The sequence below is a fragment of the Microbacterium pygmaeum genome (assembly GCF_900100885.1).
In the GTDB taxonomy this organism is placed as follows: domain Bacteria; phylum Actinomycetota; class Actinomycetes; order Actinomycetales; family Microbacteriaceae; genus Microbacterium; species Microbacterium pygmaeum.
In genome coordinates, this window is record NZ_LT629692.1 from 1,811,020 (window position 1) to 1,827,833 (window position 16,814).

At 62.9% G+C, this 16,814-nt stretch carries 13 protein-coding genes and 1 tRNA gene; 6 read left to right on the plus strand and 8 right to left on the minus strand.

The genetic code is table 11. The annotated features are described in order from the left end of the window. Positions 1-29: 29 nt before the first annotated feature. Positions 30-2,723: a hypothetical protein gene (locus BLT19_RS08500; RefSeq protein ID WP_091488740.1), complete on the minus strand. Its 2,694-nt coding sequence runs from the start codon at positions 2,721-2,723 to the stop codon at positions 30-32. 106 nt (positions 2,724-2,829) lie between these two features. Here BLT19_RS08500 and BLT19_RS08505 point away from each other — a divergent pair. Then, a tRNA-Arg gene (locus tag BLT19_RS08505) sits at positions 2,830-2,901 on the plus strand. Positions 2,902-3,109: 208 nt separating this feature from the next. On the opposite strand, the gene BLT19_RS08510 is transcribed toward BLT19_RS08505, so the two are convergent. Next, a complete protein-coding gene (locus BLT19_RS08510) occupies positions 3,110-4,249 on the minus strand; it encodes a site-specific integrase (RefSeq protein WP_091488742.1) in 1,140 nt (379 codons plus the stop codon). 373 nt (positions 4,250-4,622) lie between these two features. On the opposite strand from BLT19_RS08510, the gene BLT19_RS08515 reads away from it, so the two are divergent. Together BLT19_RS08515 and BLT19_RS08520 are read left to right on the plus strand one after the other, a co-directional pair. Continuing rightward, the gene (locus BLT19_RS08515) at positions 4,623-4,943 is read left to right on the plus strand and encodes a nucleotide pyrophosphohydrolase (RefSeq protein WP_091488745.1); all 321 of its coding nucleotides are present in this window, start codon (positions 4,623-4,625) and stop codon (positions 4,941-4,943) included. A 148-nt stretch (positions 4,944-5,091) separates the two neighbouring features. Further along, positions 5,092-6,657, plus strand: a complete 1,566-nt coding sequence (locus BLT19_RS08520) for a DNA/RNA helicase domain-containing protein (RefSeq protein ID WP_231917857.1) — start codon at positions 5,092-5,094, stop codon at positions 6,655-6,657. 31 nt (positions 6,658-6,688) lie between these two features. On the opposite strand, the gene BLT19_RS08525 is transcribed toward BLT19_RS08520, so the two are convergent. Continuing rightward, a complete protein-coding gene (locus BLT19_RS08525) occupies positions 6,689-8,260 on the minus strand; it encodes a restriction endonuclease FokI C-terminal domain-containing protein (protein WP_157681818.1) in 1,572 nt (523 codons plus the stop codon). A 93-nt stretch (positions 8,261-8,353) separates the two neighbouring features. After that, positions 8,354-9,511, minus strand: a complete 1,158-nt coding sequence (locus tag BLT19_RS08530; RefSeq protein ID WP_091488751.1) for a DNA cytosine methyltransferase — start codon at positions 9,509-9,511, stop codon at positions 8,354-8,356. Positions 9,512-9,639: 128 nt separating this feature from the next. On the opposite strand from BLT19_RS08530, the gene BLT19_RS08535 reads away from it, so the two are divergent. Further along, positions 9,640-10,101 carry a very short patch repair endonuclease gene (locus tag BLT19_RS08535; RefSeq protein ID WP_091488753.1) on the plus strand — a complete coding sequence of 154 codons (462 nt, stop codon included), beginning with the start codon at positions 9,640-9,642 and terminating at the stop codon, positions 10,099-10,101. Here BLT19_RS08535 and BLT19_RS08540 read toward each other — a convergent pair. The 3 genes from BLT19_RS08540 to BLT19_RS08550 are packed head-to-tail and all read right to left on the minus strand — an operon-like array spanning position 10,091 to position 13,600. Then, complete coding sequence (locus BLT19_RS08540; RefSeq protein ID WP_157681819.1) at positions 10,091-10,849, minus strand: DUF6339 family protein; 759 nt, start codon at positions 10,847-10,849, stop codon at positions 10,091-10,093. The genes BLT19_RS08535 and BLT19_RS08540 overlap by 11 nt on opposite strands. Continuing rightward, positions 10,842-11,684 (minus strand): hypothetical protein, encoded by an 843-nt coding sequence (locus BLT19_RS08545; RefSeq protein WP_157681820.1) that lies wholly within the window; start codon positions 11,682-11,684, stop codon positions 10,842-10,844. Before BLT19_RS08545 ends, BLT19_RS08540 begins: the two co-directional genes overlap by 8 nt. Beyond that, on the minus strand, positions 11,681-13,600 hold the full coding sequence (locus BLT19_RS08550) for a hypothetical protein (protein ID WP_157681821.1): 1,920 nt from the start codon (positions 13,598-13,600) through the stop codon (positions 11,681-11,683). The genes BLT19_RS08545 and BLT19_RS08550 overlap by 4 nt, the downstream gene beginning before the upstream one ends. Positions 13,601-14,053: 453 nt before the next feature. Between BLT19_RS08550 and BLT19_RS08560 the strand changes: the two genes are divergently transcribed. Then, positions 14,054-14,644, plus strand: coding sequence for a hypothetical protein (locus tag BLT19_RS08560; RefSeq protein WP_157681822.1), 591 nt, complete (start codon positions 14,054-14,056; stop codon positions 14,642-14,644). A 509-nt stretch (positions 14,645-15,153) separates the two neighbouring features. Continuing rightward, positions 15,154-15,807, plus strand: a complete 654-nt coding sequence (locus tag BLT19_RS08565) for a hypothetical protein (protein WP_157681823.1) — start codon at positions 15,154-15,156, stop codon at positions 15,805-15,807. A gap of 255 nt (positions 15,808-16,062) precedes the next feature. On the opposite strand, the gene BLT19_RS17625 is transcribed toward BLT19_RS08565, so the two are convergent. Next, the gene (locus BLT19_RS17625) at positions 16,063-16,800 is read right to left on the minus strand and encodes a hypothetical protein (protein WP_157681824.1); all 738 of its coding nucleotides are present in this window, start codon (positions 16,798-16,800) and stop codon (positions 16,063-16,065) included. Between the last annotated feature and the right edge of the window lie 14 nt (positions 16,801-16,814).

A 16,814-nucleotide genomic window follows, 5' to 3' on the forward strand; every position in this document is an offset into this window, starting at 1 on the left:
CTGAGCCCCGCCCCGGCCGCCCGCCGGGATCACCGCAGGAACTGGTACCGGATCTCCACCTGGATCTCGGTGAGCCCCGAGACGTCGAGTCCGGCGTTCTCGCGTGCGCCGACGACCGAGACGCTCCAGTCGCCGCCGATGCCGCGACCCCAGAACGCGAGGGACAGCGGTGCAGTCAGCGGGACATCGACCGTTGCGTTCTCCTCCGGGTCCAGCGGCGTGAGCACCGCGCGTCGGGTGCTCGTTCGTGCCTGGAGCAGCTGGACGTCGATGGACCCGTCGGCGCGACGCTGCTCGTACCGACCGCCGTGTCGGATCTCGCAGGAGACCGCGCCCGTCGGATGCGCGGCGCCGACCAGGGCGAGCCGCACACTTCGGATCTTCGCGTCAGCCCGGCCCTCGGGAATCCTGGCTGCATCCACGAAGAAGCCGAACCGACCTGTCTCGCGCAGCTGCTGGAACTCGCGGTCGCCCGGGCGGAAGATCCTGCTCAGCACGTCCTGGTCATGGGCGCGCTCGAAGTAGGAGAGGTAGTCCTGCTGGATGTTCAGCGGCTTCAGCATCTTGCCCCACGAGGCGGTCAGGGCCTCGGCGAGCTGGTTGTCGGTGATGCGCTTCTCGTAGTAGTCGAGCCATGTCTCGGGGCTGAGCACCCCGGCATCCAGTGCGATGTTCTGCGCCTGCGGCAGCAGCGTGTAGATCTCCACCGACCGTGCAGCGCGGAACGCCATGCTCGTCAGAGACTCAGCGGCCGACTGGGCGATGTTGATCGCGAGCAGCCCGACTTCCTTGACCGATTCGGCATCGACATGGAGTCGCTTCTGGAGCGCCTCGGCCTGCGTCGCCTGCTCGGCGGCCCGCGCCGACCGGGACTGCGCGGCTTGCACGCGCTGCTGCGCGAGCTCGACGCGGTTGTTGGCGATGAGGAGCTGGTGAGCGAGCTCGGCGCCACGGCGCACGAGCGCGACCTGCTTGGCGTTGTCGGGCGTCGATGAGGCGGTGAGCTTTTCGATGACCCCGACGAAGTTGACGATCGTCTTGCCGGCCGCGATGACAGCATCCGCTTGCTTGCCGACCTTCTTGTACGCGTCCTCCACGGCCTTCGTGTCGGCCTTCGTGCCGGCCAGCAGCGCCTGAGCGATCGGCTGCGCCTGCGCCGTCACGGTGTCGACCAGGCTGACCATCGCGGGAACCAGGGCGACCAGGCTCGCGCCGGCGGTCGGAATGGCCGCGATCACGCCGACGACGGCGCTCGCGACGCTGGCGACCGTGCCGATGATGTCACCGATGCCGAATGACGTGTCCTCCATTTCGGACATCGCAGCCTCGAGGTCGGTGGTCGCCTCGTCGAGTTGCTTCTGGATCAGGCTCGCTTCGTCGATGGCGATGTCCTTTTCGGATGCCGCAAGCCGCACGTCGTCTTCGAAATTGTCCCGCGCGGCCTCGGCGGCCTGCTTCTGCGATCCGACGATCCCCTCGAGCGCCGCGGTGGTGCCACTGGAGAAGACTGTGCTGAGGCCGCTGAGCAGGAAGTCGGTCGCGAGTGTGCTGAAGCCCTGGAACGCCGAGATGTAGGTGTCGAAGCTCGGCAGGATGTCGAGCTGGGGGGAGAGGCCGAGCACGTTCGTGCCGCCGCCCACCCAGACCCGTTGGCCGGCGATTTCCTGCGCGACGCCGACGAGCTGAGCCTGCAGTTGCAGCCCGTAGCCGTTGTCGGGTTGGAGTTCGAGGCCACGGGCGATCTCGCTCGCCGCGCGCTCGCCGTCCTCGCCGGGATCTGACGCGCTCGGGTTGAACCGGTGGTAGTGGTACTCGCCCATGGCGATCCGGAACGGTGCCCAGTAGTTGGCCCACGACGGTCCGGTGGAATCCAGGAGAGGACGCATCCCCGCGATGAAGTCCTCTTCCGACACGTTGGTCCGCGTCACCGAGCCCGGTGTGCCCCACTCGCCGGGTGCGCCGTCGTAGCCCGGAGCGGCCGTACCCGCGCTGTACGCGCCATCCGGACCGGCGACGCCCGCGGCGCCCCCGCCACCCGGAGTGCCTCCCGCCGCCGCGAGCACCGGTTCGGTGTCATCGGCGACGGAGGTGAACACGATCGCGCCGCCGCTGCCGCCGGACCCTCCGTTGCCTCCACTGCCGCCATTGCCGCCGGGATAGCCTTCGACCGTCTCCTCCGGGACGGTGTACTCCTCGTACTCGAAGTCGTAGGGGTCGCCCGGGGTCAGGTCGCGCTGCTCGGTGTGCTCGGCCGTGTGCCAACCGGTCGCGCCTGCGGTGCCGTTACCGCCCCGTCCACCGCTGGTTCCGTTCCCGCCCGAGGTGTTGATCTTCGCGTTGATCGTCCGCCGCGCGTAGATCGTGACGGCGACGCCGTTCGCGCCCGACGCACCCGCACCGCCGTGCTCGCCGGGATTGCCGCCGGAGATCGGGCGACCGGCGGGGGTGTAGAGCTGCGTCGGCGGTACCGGAACGCCGTTCTGGCCATTGCCGCCGACGGCGGTGGCGGAGGCGCCGAACGCATCGATCGTGAAGCCCGCTCCGTCGAAGAGATCGGCGACGATGACGAGCGGCCGCGCGGTGATGCGCAGGTTCTTGCCGAGCCGAACCACCCTCCCGAGGAGGAACACCGGCCCGTCGCCGGCGTAGTCGTGGCAGATGTCTTCGATCTCCTGCGTGACGGTGATCTCATCGCGGATGAAGGGGGAGGTGTACACGGGCATGCGGCGTCCTTCTGCCAGGTCGGTGATTCGGTCACCGCGAAAGAGTCAGGCGCGGTCGTTCGTGATACGTCGAGGCGGATACGCGGAAGCTAAACTTGACGAGCCAGCCTCTGTAGCTCAATGGAAGAGCAGTTCCGTCCTAAGGAAACGGTTGGGGGTTCGAGTCCCTCCAGGGGCACAGTGCTTTTTTGCCTCTGACCAGGGATTTCTTCTGTGGTCAGACCACAGAAAACGTCATTTTGCCCGTTTTTTGCCCGCATTTCTCAAACTCTGGGCGCGCCGACAAGCCGCTTCAAGGCCCTTCGTTGGACGTCTTGGCGCGCCGAAATGAAGCGTTTCGCACGGGATCCTGCCCGCCGAAAAAGTGAGCAATCTGCTCTGCGCGGTTACTGCAGTCGCTGGGGTCGGGCGTACCGAGTCTGAGGACCCGAAGGCAGCGCCACCAACGGCATCTGCTCATTCAGTCGCGTCGCGACTTCGTCCAGATCGTCCTCGAAGAGGTCGGCGTACGTGTCGAGCGTCATCGCGGCCGACGCGTGGCCGAGCATCCGCTGCACGGCCTTCACATTTGCTCCCGAGCTGATCGCGAGCGACGCGGCGGTGTGACGGAGGTCGTGCGGAGTGAGCCGCGGAATCGATGGGTCGATCTCCTGCGCCCGCCGGACCGCATTCGCGAACCATCCCTTGTCGCCCGAGTTGCGCATGTGATTGAGTCCGTCGCCGAACAGCAGACCCTCCGGGCCCTTGCCGGCGCACGCTTGCTCGATCATCGGGGCGAGGCGCGCGGGATACGGGACTGAACGGCGTTCCTGCGTCTTGGGTGTGCCGACGTGGATCTCGTAGGCGATCATGACCGCGTTCTCCTCGATGACGAAGCGCCGGCGCAACCGGTTCACGCTGCGAACCCGCAGCCCTGTCGCCTCACCCCATCGCAGACCGCAGTAGGCGAGTGTGAGGACGAGCGTCGGATGCGCGGAGCACGCCGCCAGCGTCGCCACCTGGTCATGTGTGAGGTAGATGCGTCGCTTGCCCGGTCCGTGCCGCGGAAGGTTGCGCACGTTGCGGGCCGGATTGCTTGCGAGGCGCCGATCGTCGATCGCAACGTCGAGGATGCCGGCCAGAATCCCCAGCGCGCGAAGGACCACCGTCCGCGACTTCGTCGTCGCGAGAGCTGACACCCAATCCTGGACTTCAGAGCGCCGGATCGACGAGATCTCACGGTCTGCCCAGACAGGAGCGACGTGATTGTTCCAGGCTCGCTCGAGTGTCATGTAGTACGAGGGCTTCGACATCGGCGGCTGCTTGGATCGCAGCCAGCTGTCCGCGAACATGCGAACAGGAACTCGCGACGATGAGGGGTCGATGTACTCGCCCTTCGACTTCGACACCGTGACCATCGACAGGTAGAGCTTCGCTTCGCGCATCGTTGTGAAGCCGCGCTTCTCTGCCTCGGTGCGATCCGGCTTGCGATAGCGCACGCGGTAGCGGCGGCCCTTCGCCGTCTCGTACGGGGTGATGTAGCCCATCTCGACCTCCGCTCGCGCCGGCTCGACAGTGGAGTATTGACACAGTGTCGGACACTGGCCCGGGTCGTCAACGCGGAAGACGACAGATGTGGATAGATGACGGAAGACGTCGTCAACTGGCGTTGGGGTGGAGGGATAGCGCCCTCCGACGCAGAGAGTCCGGCGATCGTTCGCGCCTCTCACTCCTTGCAGACTCCGTGCTGGCGCGCTCCGCTCAGCAGCCGTTCGATGACAAGCATTGCGCCGCGCCCGATCGCCGAGTGGGCCGAACCTCGGTGCGATAGCGCTTTCGCTGAAGCTCACCATCCGGGCAGCTGCTCATGGATCGGCGCTGACGTCGAGTCGCTGACGTCGAGGCTGATAGCTTCGCATCGTGGTCACCGATCAGACGCGCCAAGCGATTCGAGCGTTCACGGACGAGCGAGAGTGGGACCAGTTCCACTCCGCGGCGAACCTCGCCAAGAGCATTTCGATCGAGGCTGGCGAACTGCTGGAGTGCTTCCAGTGGACCGACGACGCCGATCCCGAGCAAGTGGCTGAGGAGTTGGCCGACGTCCTGACATACTGTGTTCTGCTTGCGGACCGCCTCGGAGTGGATCTGGACGCCATCGTGCTCGGCAAGCTTCGCGCATCGGCGGCGAAGTATCCCGTGGACAAGGCGCGCGGTAAGAGCGCAAAATATGACGCCCTTTAGCATCGAGAAGCTCGGTTTCGACGTAGCGGCGATCGCCGCACTAGCGCGGGGCGATAAGCGATACTCCAACTGGCCCGTAGTGTACGTGTTGGACGGCCGGGCACAGACTTCGGTCTACGTCGGCGAGACCGTTAACACAGTCGCCCGCATGCGCCAGCACCTGGCTTCGCCGTCGAAGTCAGGGCTGAGCACGATCCGCGTCGTCGTCGATGACACCTTCAATAAATCCGCGTGCCTCGACCTCGAGTCGCACCTCATTCGCTGGCTCGCAGGCGACGGTCGATTCACGGTTCTTAATGGCAACGAGGGCATCATCGACGCTGAGTACTACGACCGCGCCCTCTACAGAGAATCGTTCCGCGACATCTTCGAGCAACTGCGCGCGGAGGGTGTCTTCGGGCGCAGCATCCCCGAGATCGAGAACGGCGACCTGTTCAAGCTGTCGCCGTTCAAGGCGCTGACGCCCGATCAGGCGATCGCTGTCGAGGACATCCTCGAGGGCTTGTTCGTCGATCTTGCCGCCGGTACGGGGTCGACGGCCGTCATCCAAGGGCAGCCGGGTACAGGCAAGACCATCATCGGGATCTTTCTGCTGAAGCTTCTGGCGGACATTCGCGACTACGACGACTTGGACGATGTTCAGCCTGACTCGATCTTCTCGGAGCTATTCGTGCCCGAGCACCGAGCGCTGCTCGACGGCTTCCGCATGGGTCTGGTTGTGCCGCAACAATCGCTGCGCGAGTCGATCCGGCGAGTCTTCAAGAAGACACCAAAGTTGCATCCGGGGATGGTCCTATCGCCCTGGGACGTCGGGCTCGGCGGTGGAGACTATGACCTCCTCGTCGTTGATGAGACTCACCGGCTGAACCGACGTGCCAATCAGTCCTCCGGGATGCGCAACCTCGACTACCAGCGCATCAACGAGAAGCTCTTCGGCGCAGATGACTATGCGAAGACTCAGCTCGACTGGATCAAGGCCAAGAGCCGCCACCAGCTGTTGCTCGTCGACCGTGAGCAGAGTGTCCGCCCCGCCGACCTCCCGGACGCCATCCTCCGCGGAGAGCTGGAGGTCGCCCGTGCAGCGGGGCGTCGCTATCCACTAACGACGCAGATGCGCGTCCGCGCCGGCACTGACTATGTCGACTTCATTCGTCGCCTCCTCCGTGGCGAAGCGGAAGAGGGGGCTCGCCCCGACTTCGGCGAGTACGATCTCCGCTTTTTCGACGACGTCGGCGCCATGCGCCGCGCGATCTTTGCTCAGGATGCGTCCCGCGGTCTCGCCAGACTTGTCGCGGGCTACGCGTGGGACTGGGTGAGCAAGAAAGATGTCGACGCATCCGACATCGTGCTAGACGATGTCTCGATGCGATGGAACAGCAAGGACACCGATTGGATCAACTCACCGGGGTCGCTTCACGAAGTCGGCTCCATCCACACCGTGCAGGGCTACGACCTCAACTACGCGGGCGTGATCATTGGTCCCGACCTGCGCTACGACCCGACCTCGGACCAGCTCTTCGTCGACCGTGATTCGTATCGTGACAAAAAGGGCAGCGAGAACAATCCGCGCTTGGGTATCACTTTCACCGACGAGGAACTACTGCAGTACATCCGCAACATCTATGGGGTGCTACTGACGCGCGGGATGCTCGGGACATTCGTCTACGTCTGCGACCCAGCGCTCCGCGAGTATGTGCGATCTCGGTTCGCCTGAGGCTGGAACCAACGCGCGTGTGCTCGGTCGGTCAGCCGACCACGACGCGTTGCACATCTTCGAGCGTCACCTCGCGTCCGACGCTCAGAAGCGCGAGGAGCATTTCGGCATCAACCCGTCCGTCCTGCGCATGCTGAATCAATGCAATCCATGCTGTGATGCCGACAGCGGACCCTGGGACGCCCGTTTCATCAACGATCTTTCGTAGACGGGGATTGATGCTTGCGCCGAAGCTGGAGGAGATAAAGACCCACGCTTTAAGCTTCGGCGACTTCTGAGCGTAGGCGGCCACATACTCCTTCATCGCTCTCTCGTCGCTTGCAGGGAGGGTGTATCCGTTCCCGTGCGCCTTCGTGTCGACGATGATTCGCCAAGAGTTGTTGTTGTCGACTACCACGTCGGGTTCCCTCCCAGCGCCTCCAACGTGCCGGGCATCAAGTTCGAACACGCGCTTGAAGACATCTGTCGTCGCAAGCTCGAAGTCCCGCGCGCGCTCGCGACTCGAGCGAGCCATCTCCGCGTAGCCGAGAAGGAACTGATCCAGCGTGCGAGATCGGTCCGGCATCACGCGGCCCAGTGCCGCGCTGACGGACGCCGGACTAAAGCCGGTGGATGCCGACACGCGCTCCAAGAATTCGGCAGGAGGGACCGCGACAATCATCTCGGTGCGGGCAATGCCAAGGACAACCGTCTGAACACGTAGGTCGATCGCTTCTTCCCGAGAAAGCGCTCGCGACCCCGACAGATTTCTGGTGTCCTTCGATCTTCCGGGGGGCAAGCCGTAGCGACGCTGGAATTTCTCTTCATTCTGCGGGTCAGGGATGAGGGCCGCCCCGCCGTGTTGCTCAATCAATTCCTGAGCGAGCGTCTCGCGTCCAGGAGTGATCCAGATTTGGTCGTCCTGCCGCTCGACGAGGTTGGTATGCTGCATCCAGTTCATCGCCGTGTTCGCAATGTCGGCGAGTGCTTCGCGCAGCCGGTCAGGTCTTCCTCGATTGGAGCAGAAGCGCGTTGAGAAGTCCGGCTCAAGACTCGAATCGCCGTCTTCGCGATATTGCAGGATGGCCTCGACGACCTTGTCCCGACCTGCAACGGTGTGCCGGTCACCGAGGGTGATCACTCGCAGAGCAATCTCTTCCTGGGCTAGGTAGCCAACGCGATCGTCAAGGAGTAGTCGAAGTAGCAGAACCATCGGCCTTAGCTGGAACCGTCGGTCGACATCGACATTTCGGCCGACGGAGTAGGGCGACGGGAACTGATACTTCAGGACCTGATTTCCGAGAATCGGCGCCGGCGGCTCTCCGTCGGCGAGCGCTTCACCAGCCAGCGTCAAATACATCCGCTCGTCCGCTTCGCGCTCGAATGCAAGTCCCAAGCTGCGCAGAAGGCTCGCGTGCGTGCGGCCGCCCGACCCTCCAGCGTCTCGCCTGTCACCCTGGCGCTTGATGGACTCACGTTCAAGGACCTCTTCGAATGCGATGTGCAACTCTCTTGATCCCGACCATGGCCGACCGTAAGCCACCTCTCGAAGCGCAGCGACTGACTGCGGCACGCGGTAAAGCTTGCGTTGTGGTCGCGTGAAGAACCAATACGGCAGAGTCACCGGGCCAGACTATGGCCTGCCTGTCGACGGCTACCCTCATATGGCGCGACACGCAGAAGCCGATGTTTCAGAGGTGACGGGGAGCCCGTCCGGCTAGCTCGCCTCCGCAACCATCTCTCGGAGGTCGGCGACGCGTCGGGGAGGCACTCGGTGATGAAGGTTCGGCTCGAGGCCGACGTAATCGATGCCGGCGAATGATTTTAGAACTGCCTCGAAGACGATCCGAGCCCCTTCCACCGGCACCGCCATACCGATCTGCTTCCGGACGCTCTCCTTGCCTCCCTTGAACTCGAAACGATCCGGGAAGGTCTGGATGCGGGCCCGCTCACGGTTGGTCAGGGCGCGGTCCTCGGACCAGTGGTAGACGTGGGTCCCACCACCGCCGGAGCCGGTGATCGTGTAACACGGCTTATCTGCTTCCAGTCGCTTGTAAATCTGGCTGATCCGCGCGCCCGCAACGTTGAGTCGAAGGTCTGCAGGGAGATCCGCGGTGAACGCGTTTTGGCCCGGTTTGATGTGCTGCAGGCGGCGCACGACGTCCTCACTCTGCTTGGTGAGCTCTTGGTTGGCCGCCCAACCCGGGATCTCGCTCAGGGCAAGCCGAACGGAGTTGTCACGGTCAGCAAACATCGCTGGCGATGGCACCCTGAACTCCACGTCCAGGTCATCTCGGATTCCCACGATGAGGATCCGGTGCCTGCGCTGAGGAATTCCGTACTCTTCAAACTTGTAGAGGTGAGGATATAGGCGGTAGCCGGTCCAGGGAGCTGGACGGCCCTCGCTGTCAGTTTCGCCTCCCGCGTGCTGGAGCCTATCGAGGATCATCTCGAATGCGGTGCCATCGTTGGAGTTCCGAAGTCCTCCCACGTTTTCGGCTACGAACCACTTTGGCGAGTAGGTGTCAATGACGCGAGCGCCGTACTCGTAGAGGGGTCCGAACTCCCCAGCGATCCCCTTACGCTCGCCGACGTTTGAGAAGTCGTTGCAGGGGAATCCGAAAGCGAGGCCATCGATCGGCGACAGCTGCCCGGCGATGTCGAGCTTCCTGACATCCTCATGAATCACCCGAGCGCCGGGGAAGTTGTGCTTATAGGTATCGCACGTGTCGCGGTCGTAGTCGGTGGCCCATGCATGCGCGATGCGGTACCCCTCCACGGAACCGGCGGCCTGTCGTGCGCCCTCGGCGATGCCGCCGGGCCCACTGAACAGTTCGCCCAGTCTGAATACTTCAGTGCGATCGCTGACTGACACTCACGGACCTCTCGTTGGATACTTGGGATCAGGCTAGGCAAGCTTCTCCCAAGGGTCCGACACCGTGGCGGCGTGTTGCTGAACTTTCCCGCTAGTAGTCGGATCTATATTCGAATGGTTCGATCGACATGAGCTCAGCGCAACCCGCTTCATGGGCCAGTAGCGAGACGGCACGCCGGACCATGCTTGCCAATCGCTCGAAGAACACACAACCCGAGTTGGCCGTCCGGAAAATCCTTCATGCCGGCGGTCTTCGGTACCGCGTGAATATGCGCCCGATACCGCTTCTGAGGCGCACCGCCGACGTCGTGTTCACCCGAGCACGAGTCGCTGTCTTCATCGATGGATGCTTCTGGCACAGCTGCCCTGAGCACTCCTCCCGGCCGAAGTCGAACAGCGACTACTGGGGGCCCAAGCTTCGTGGCAACGTGGAGCGAGACCGACAGACAGATCGCGCGCTCGAGTCAGCGGGGTGGCTTGTGTTGCGCTTCTGGGAGCACGAATCCGAGGTCGAGGTCGCCGAGGCGATCGCGCTGGCTGTGCGGGCCCAACACTCCTCGTCGTTGGATGCCTCGGGTGTCAAAGATTGAGATTTTCGCGGAAGCTTTCCTCGACAATCTGAAAGAGCTCTGCCTCCGGAAGCGTGCCCAGCGCGCGGCGACCGGCGAGGTAGTCGAGATCCTCGAGGAACGAACGCACCCCCACTCGGTCGTAGGGAGTTTCCTGGTTCACCAGGTAGTTGGTGAGCACGCTGAGGAGCGCTCGGGCGAGAGCCGGGACCGTCGCGAGGCTGGGTCGGCCGAGCACCTGAACTGACAGATCGCTGTTCGAGAAGAACGCCTGCAGGGCGGGATTCAGGTCGCTCGGATCGGCAAATCGGCGAACATACGAACCGCTCCACCAGAGCCGGGCAATGGCGTGATCCCGCTCTCGCCGCCTGTCCGTGCTCGCAAACACGTGATTGATGACGTGATTGCCGAGCGCGTCATCGCTAGCCGGCCAACGATCCCGCGTGTAGTTGCGAAAGTAGCCGAGTGCCAGCGTCACCCAGAGGCGCTCGTCGACCGCGTCAGCCGGGGTGAGGTTGGGCAGAACGCGAAGAATAAGTCGAGCGTTCGCCGCGTCCAAGTCACCTTGCCGGGTGTCTCCGTCGGACAGCTGGAGCCCGCAGTTACCGTCAACCTCGTATTCCGACTCAATGAATCGCAGGTCGAGGGTCTTGACTAGTGCGTCCAAATCGTTGTTCCAAACTTCAGCCGCCTGGGACCCGGCCGCCATCACTCGCAGCGTGTCAACGGAATCGGCGGTGAGAATGCGCAACTGTTGCATCTCAGACATCTGCGACCTCGACCTTCTTGATTCCTTTCGCGCTCACGAGAAGCTGTGCGGAGATCTCCTGATACTCAGGGTCGTCCGGATCGAGCGCGCGCCCAAGGTCTTCCAGGCGACTCATCAAAGTACGGCCCCACGGCAACTCCGTGTTCTCGCCGTCCTCCTCACGTGCGAGGTAGTTCAGCGCGCCGGCGATGCAGTCCTTATAGACGCTCATGAACAGGTACGGCCGCGTGGACCGATCGGCGCGCATGTGCCCGATGGCATCGCGGAGACTCTCGCCGGCGATGATGATGATGCGCGGGCCGTCGTACTGGAAGCGATAGATGTCCGTGTCCGACTCTTCGGTCGAGTACTTGATCGTCACCAGGTCGCGGTCGAGTGTTCGGGAGAACTCCAGGTCGACGGTGACCGATTCGCCGACGCCGAGGATGTCGCCTTCACGAACACCGAACACAGATGTCCCGAACTCTTCATTGATTCCATCGGGCCGATATGTCTGGTTCGAGGAGCTGGCAATGATGAGCGGCGTGAGCGTGGTGCTGCCGTACAGCTGGCCATCGTCGAACACGAGCTGACCCTTCCACCCGTCCAGGTCGACATACTCTCTGAAGAGAGTCGATCGGCACTGAACGTCCATCACAATGCGCGCATTGCCGTCGAGGAAGTATTCGTCCATCCACGCCACCGACTGAGTGATGTCGTATGTGACGACGAGCTGCTGCGATGTGTCTCCGCCCATCTCAGCTTCAATTGCGGCGTGAAATTTGGCATCGCTTCCGAAGTCGTCGCTGAACGAGGAGAGGACTGGGTACGGGTATGCCTTGGCTCGATAGCTCACGGTTCGAGTCGCCCTTCAATCGCATAGTCGAGGTCTGCTGGGTGGAAGACGAGGCGGAGATGCTTGCGCGCGGTGGCGCTTAGCTCTGTGAATTCGAGTGAAGTGCGCCACGCTGAGCCCGCGGCCACTTCCTCCTCGGTCCGGAACTCCAGACGCTCAGTCTCCGAGTCGCCCGAGCGGAGCAGGACGAGAGTCTTTCGCGTCCCGTCCACCGGCGTGAAGGCGACATCGGCTACACCTGATCCTGGTGCCGTCCGAACGACGCGAAGGTTTCGAACGGGGAGGCCGGTCCGAAGCGCGCTCTTCGCGGAACCCGAGCCATCGCCGGGGAAGGTTCCACCCTTCGACTTGTGCTTTCCTGGGCCGCCGTTGGATCCGCGGCCGGACGTGTCCGCATCGCCGGTGAGTTCGGTCTGCCTGTTCTCTCGATGTGAGCGAGCCTTCTTGAAGGCGATCCGCAGGGTTCGGTTCGGCTCGCCCTTCTCGTTGTCAACGCCAGCGCCTAGATCGCCCCGGAACCAATCGTCCAAGTCGTCGACGGACACCTCTTCTTCAATCTGGATAGAAGCATGCTCTCGCAGGAGGCTCCGCACGCTCGATTGGAACTTGTAGTAGGCGGCTTCCGCGGACTTTCTCTCCGTCATGTCGCTGATTCGATCAAACGCGAACTCCGTGTGCTCTGGGTTCTCGAGCTTTCGCAGAAGCTCCGAGCCCTGGTCTCCTGACACGCAGACAAACAGGTCGAACGGCTTCAGACCCGGAAAGCGCTGCAGCTTCTCTGCTGCTCGTGTGATCAGCATCCCGTTGCCGCGGGCGACGCCCACGTGACGCCCGACAACTCCATCAAGGCGGAGATACCAGTTGATCGTTCCGAAGTCCTCCAGTTGGAGTGTTCCGGAAAGATCCTTCTTGCGCACGGTTCGCGCGGATTCGAGTCGCTCGACGACCTTGTCTGTCGGCTTGAGTATGTTGATCAAGTCCGTTTCGACCACATCGTCGAATGCCTGGGCAACGCTGTCGGCGTCGATGCGTTCGTGCTCGCCCAGATGGACCACCAACTTATTCGTAAGCACGGCGAAGTAGAAGTTTGCGACGACTGCGAGCTTGACTTCCGCCCACAGCAACTCTTCTTCCTCTACCCCATACGGCTCTGGAATGTACACCGACGTGCCAACGCTCAACGCATCCCGGTCGAGCTCTGGTCGCGCCTGAATCGCCCATCGTGGCACCTCGCCGTCTGTGAGGGGGAGGCACTTCGTCCGAATGCCGAAGTACCCGGTGGCGACGCACCACTCGGGGGCACCGGTCACTTCGGTAAGGGGGACAGATTGAAGGATGCTCTTCCCTTGGAACCTCGTCTCGAGCGAACCCTCGTGCTCGATGCGGGAAAGGTAGAAAAGGGTGCGGAGCTCTGACATGGCGAATGGCGCCCGCGACCCATGCCCGAAGGAACCTAGGGCGGAGCTACTCTCCTTGAAGGTCATGCCAGCCCCCTTCACCAGGGCAAGCCATGGCCCTGATTGCGGATTCTCCGGCGGATCAAAGGTGGGCCCGGTCAGCCCTCTCGTGTTGTAGTCGTGGACCCCTAGGAACGTGACGTGGCCGTCAGCGACCTGATCGATCGCTCGCTGGTAGAAGCTCTTGCCGGCCTGAGTGTGTTCCAGCTTGTGCGCTGCCTTGAAGTAGCGAGCGAGCTCATCGAATCCCGTGTCGTCGAGGTCGGACGTCGTGTCGAGCGTGAATCGCACAATGACTGGGTCACTGGTCTTGTCCTGCGCGTCGAGCGAGTTCTGGATCATCTCGCGTACGAGTGCTTGAAGGCGCTCGCTCTTGAACATGTCGATTGCCGACACGTTGAATCCCTCTCGAGTCCCGTCGTTTAGGAACGGAAACTTCCAACCCACATCACTTGTCATGCTCACCCATTCGTGGTCTGTCTTCTTCTAGTCCGTCAATCGAAAGGACCGGTCGCGTCCCGATGAAGCATCGGCGAACCTTGCCTTCACCGCTCGCACTTCGTTCTCCAACGCCCTGATGATTTTGCTGACCTCGGCGTCGGTGAACTCGTAATTTGAGCGGTTTGACAGATTGCCAATCAGGCGGATCGCACTCAGTGCCTTATCCGTTCGCGCCTCAGCGAGGGAGATGAATCGCTCGCGACGGTCTCTCACGAGAATTCCAAACATTCGGCCCACATGACACACATGGTACGCATTGCTTGCCTACATTCGCAACCTGTATGCAGATGCGTGCTTGTGTAGCGCACAAGACCTCCTCCTTTGGCATCGATCGCCACGAGAGCCAATCGCTCCGGAATGTGGGGATTCCGTTGGCCCATACCGCCGTCGAAAATGGTTACGCTCGGCGGCATGGAAGCTTTCGAGCAATTTGTAGCTCTCGCGATGGAGCAGGAGGGTCTCGTCGTCTCCGGAGCGTTGAAGTTTCCGGTCAAGGTGCGGACTACCAAAGCTGCCTACGAGGAGTGGCAGACCCACGGTTTCGAAGTGGACCTAGTCGGTGCGCGCTCAGACCGCCTCGTGCTCGCGACGGTGAAGTCTTTCTTCGGCTCGCGAGGTGTCGTCGCCGAGCACGTCCGCGGTGACAGCCAAAACAAGGTGTGGAACGCGAAGTACGCAGTGATAAACAACCCCCGGATCCGAGATGGTGTCGTAGCAGGGGCAGCGGCCCGATTCGGATACTCGATCGAGCAGGTGCAACTACGCCTCTATGTAGGCAGATTCGCTGGGGTGGCTCACGAGTCAGAAGTCCGGGCGTGGTGCGCGAGCCAGACTGTGGGCGCCGGTCCGATTTCGGTCGTCGGCGCCGCTGACGTCGTTGATGTTGTGCGCGCCGTCGCCAGTTCCAAGACATATCGAGACAGCGCCGTCCTCGCATCGCTCAAGGTTCTCGACGCCGCCGGAGCGCTCCGGCCAGTCGGTGGTCCAGCCGCCCACGCGTAGTCCTGACGGCGTCCCATTCGTCCCCGACATCGGTTCATGGCCGGAGCGGGGCGGTCTACCGCGGGCGCTGTCACTTAGTCGCCAACAGTCGTTCTTGGAGAGTCCACTCAGCAATCGTTTCGTGAATCGGTGTCGGTGACCGCGAGCACTGCAAGTTCGTCAGACGAGGCTCATCAAACTCGCAGGGCGTCTCGTAGTCTGAGAACCGGTACCGAAGCCCGATCCTCGCTCGACCCGGAAGCTACGCGCAATGGGGCGGTCGTGTCTCACCCACCCAGCGGCGACATCATCGCTGCGCACCGGTCCGCCGAGAATAGATCCGTGAGATTCGCCGCGAAGGAGCGACATTTGATCGAGACCACGCCTAGGCCAAACGGCCATCGGTCGACCGAGGCGTGCTCCCTCGTCGACTGCGTAGTGGCCGATACGCGGATCCCAGGCGCCAAGGCCATCGAGCGAAGCGGGCGCCGGCTCGAGAGCTGGGAGGAAGCACGGTGAGGTGGCAAGACATGCTGGTGGAGGTTCCCGTGCTTTTCGCTGACATAGAGAATGACGAGCGCCAGGCGATCCACTGCACGTACTGCGGCGTTGGAGACGACGACCCGTACTACCGCCGAGAGGAACTGTGGATCATCCGCCACTGGAACCGCGAGTCGCCCGTCGAGGGCCGCGAGAGCGGCCACTGGACCATCTATTGCGCGGACCACCTCGCGAGCGCCAACCTGCCGTGGAAGTGGAGCCACACTGCGCCGGACCACCTGAAGCCCGAGGTGTGGCCAACAACGCGCTACACAGCAGACCAGGAGAAGGTCATTGCGATCGTCCAGCAGCTTGTCGAGAAGCCGCTGTGGACCACGTATGGCGACCTTGCGACGGCCGTTTACGGCTCGGTATCGGGTGCGCGCGGCGTGGCCAGCCTGCTGATGCTATTCCCGCCATCTGACCGCTTCAAGGCTCACGTGCGGATGCAGGATGGCTCCTTGGCCAACAACGTCTTGAGCACATCCGACGACGAGAACACCCACTGGGGCGAGGTGTGGACTCGCTGGGCCAAGGAAGACGGCATGCTCGTCACGTCGAAGGGCACGGCGCTGGCGATCCAGCGCGCGACGCCTCAGCAACTACGCGAACTGGTCGACGAGGATGAGGACGGCGACCAGTGAGCGTGCCGTGCGCACCCACGACCGCCCATCACCCAGGGATGGTTGACTGACGGGCAGCGTGAGGCCTCGTATGCCCGTAGCGCGCGAGATCATGGAGCACCCAAGAAAGGACCGTTGCTGTCGGGGGAAGCCTCGCGTCGGCTGAGTGGTCGGCGCTAATCCCACAAGCCGGCAGATTCCCGTCGTGTTCGAGATGACCTCACCGGCAACCGCGGAGACCTATTTGGACGCGCCCGGCCGATGCAGTAAGGGGGTCTAGAAGGCTGAACCAAAGCCCGGTAGCACATCCTCAAGCTCCCGCCTTATCGCGTATGGCGCGTGATTACTCCTCAGTCTTCGCAGTTCGTCGGCACGCATACGAGGGTCAACTTCGATGAACTGGTTGAGGGTCACGAAATACGGCGCGACTAGCCGCGCCGTGAATCCGCGGGTGTAGGTGGCGCCCATCACTCCTGCTTCCGACCGTGCCGCGCGGACGACCGCCGTGACTTGCGAATGCCCCACCCGCGTGCCACTGACGAGGTTTCGAAGTGCCCCCAAGTCGATCGGAGGCTGGTCGGATTCACGAAGCTCCGTGGCACTAGAGCACACAAGTGCGAAGTGATGCAGACGAGATACGTTTCCGTTGCTCGTCACCAGCATTTCGTCCGGAACTCGGTAGGCACGTCCGTCGAATGTTCGCCCGGCTTGCCACAGGCGTAAGCGTGGCGGCTCGCGGTCTTGTAGACGCGCAGGCGACAGCATTGACGAGAATCGCACCAGCGGTTCCGCGCCCTGCGCTAACAACGCTGGCAGGGAAGGACGCACACTGTTTCCGATCCCCCACAGGAACACACCGTTGCTGGAGTTCAGTTCCTCCGATTTTCTTTGCAGGATGTCATCGATGCGCTCTCCCGACTCCGTGCCGTATCGCGTCCAGCAAAATGCCGAGCCCAGCTCAACACATGCGGTAGCGTCGCCTTGAGTGCGGTCCGGGGCGTCCGTCAATGGCATGCTGCAACCGTACC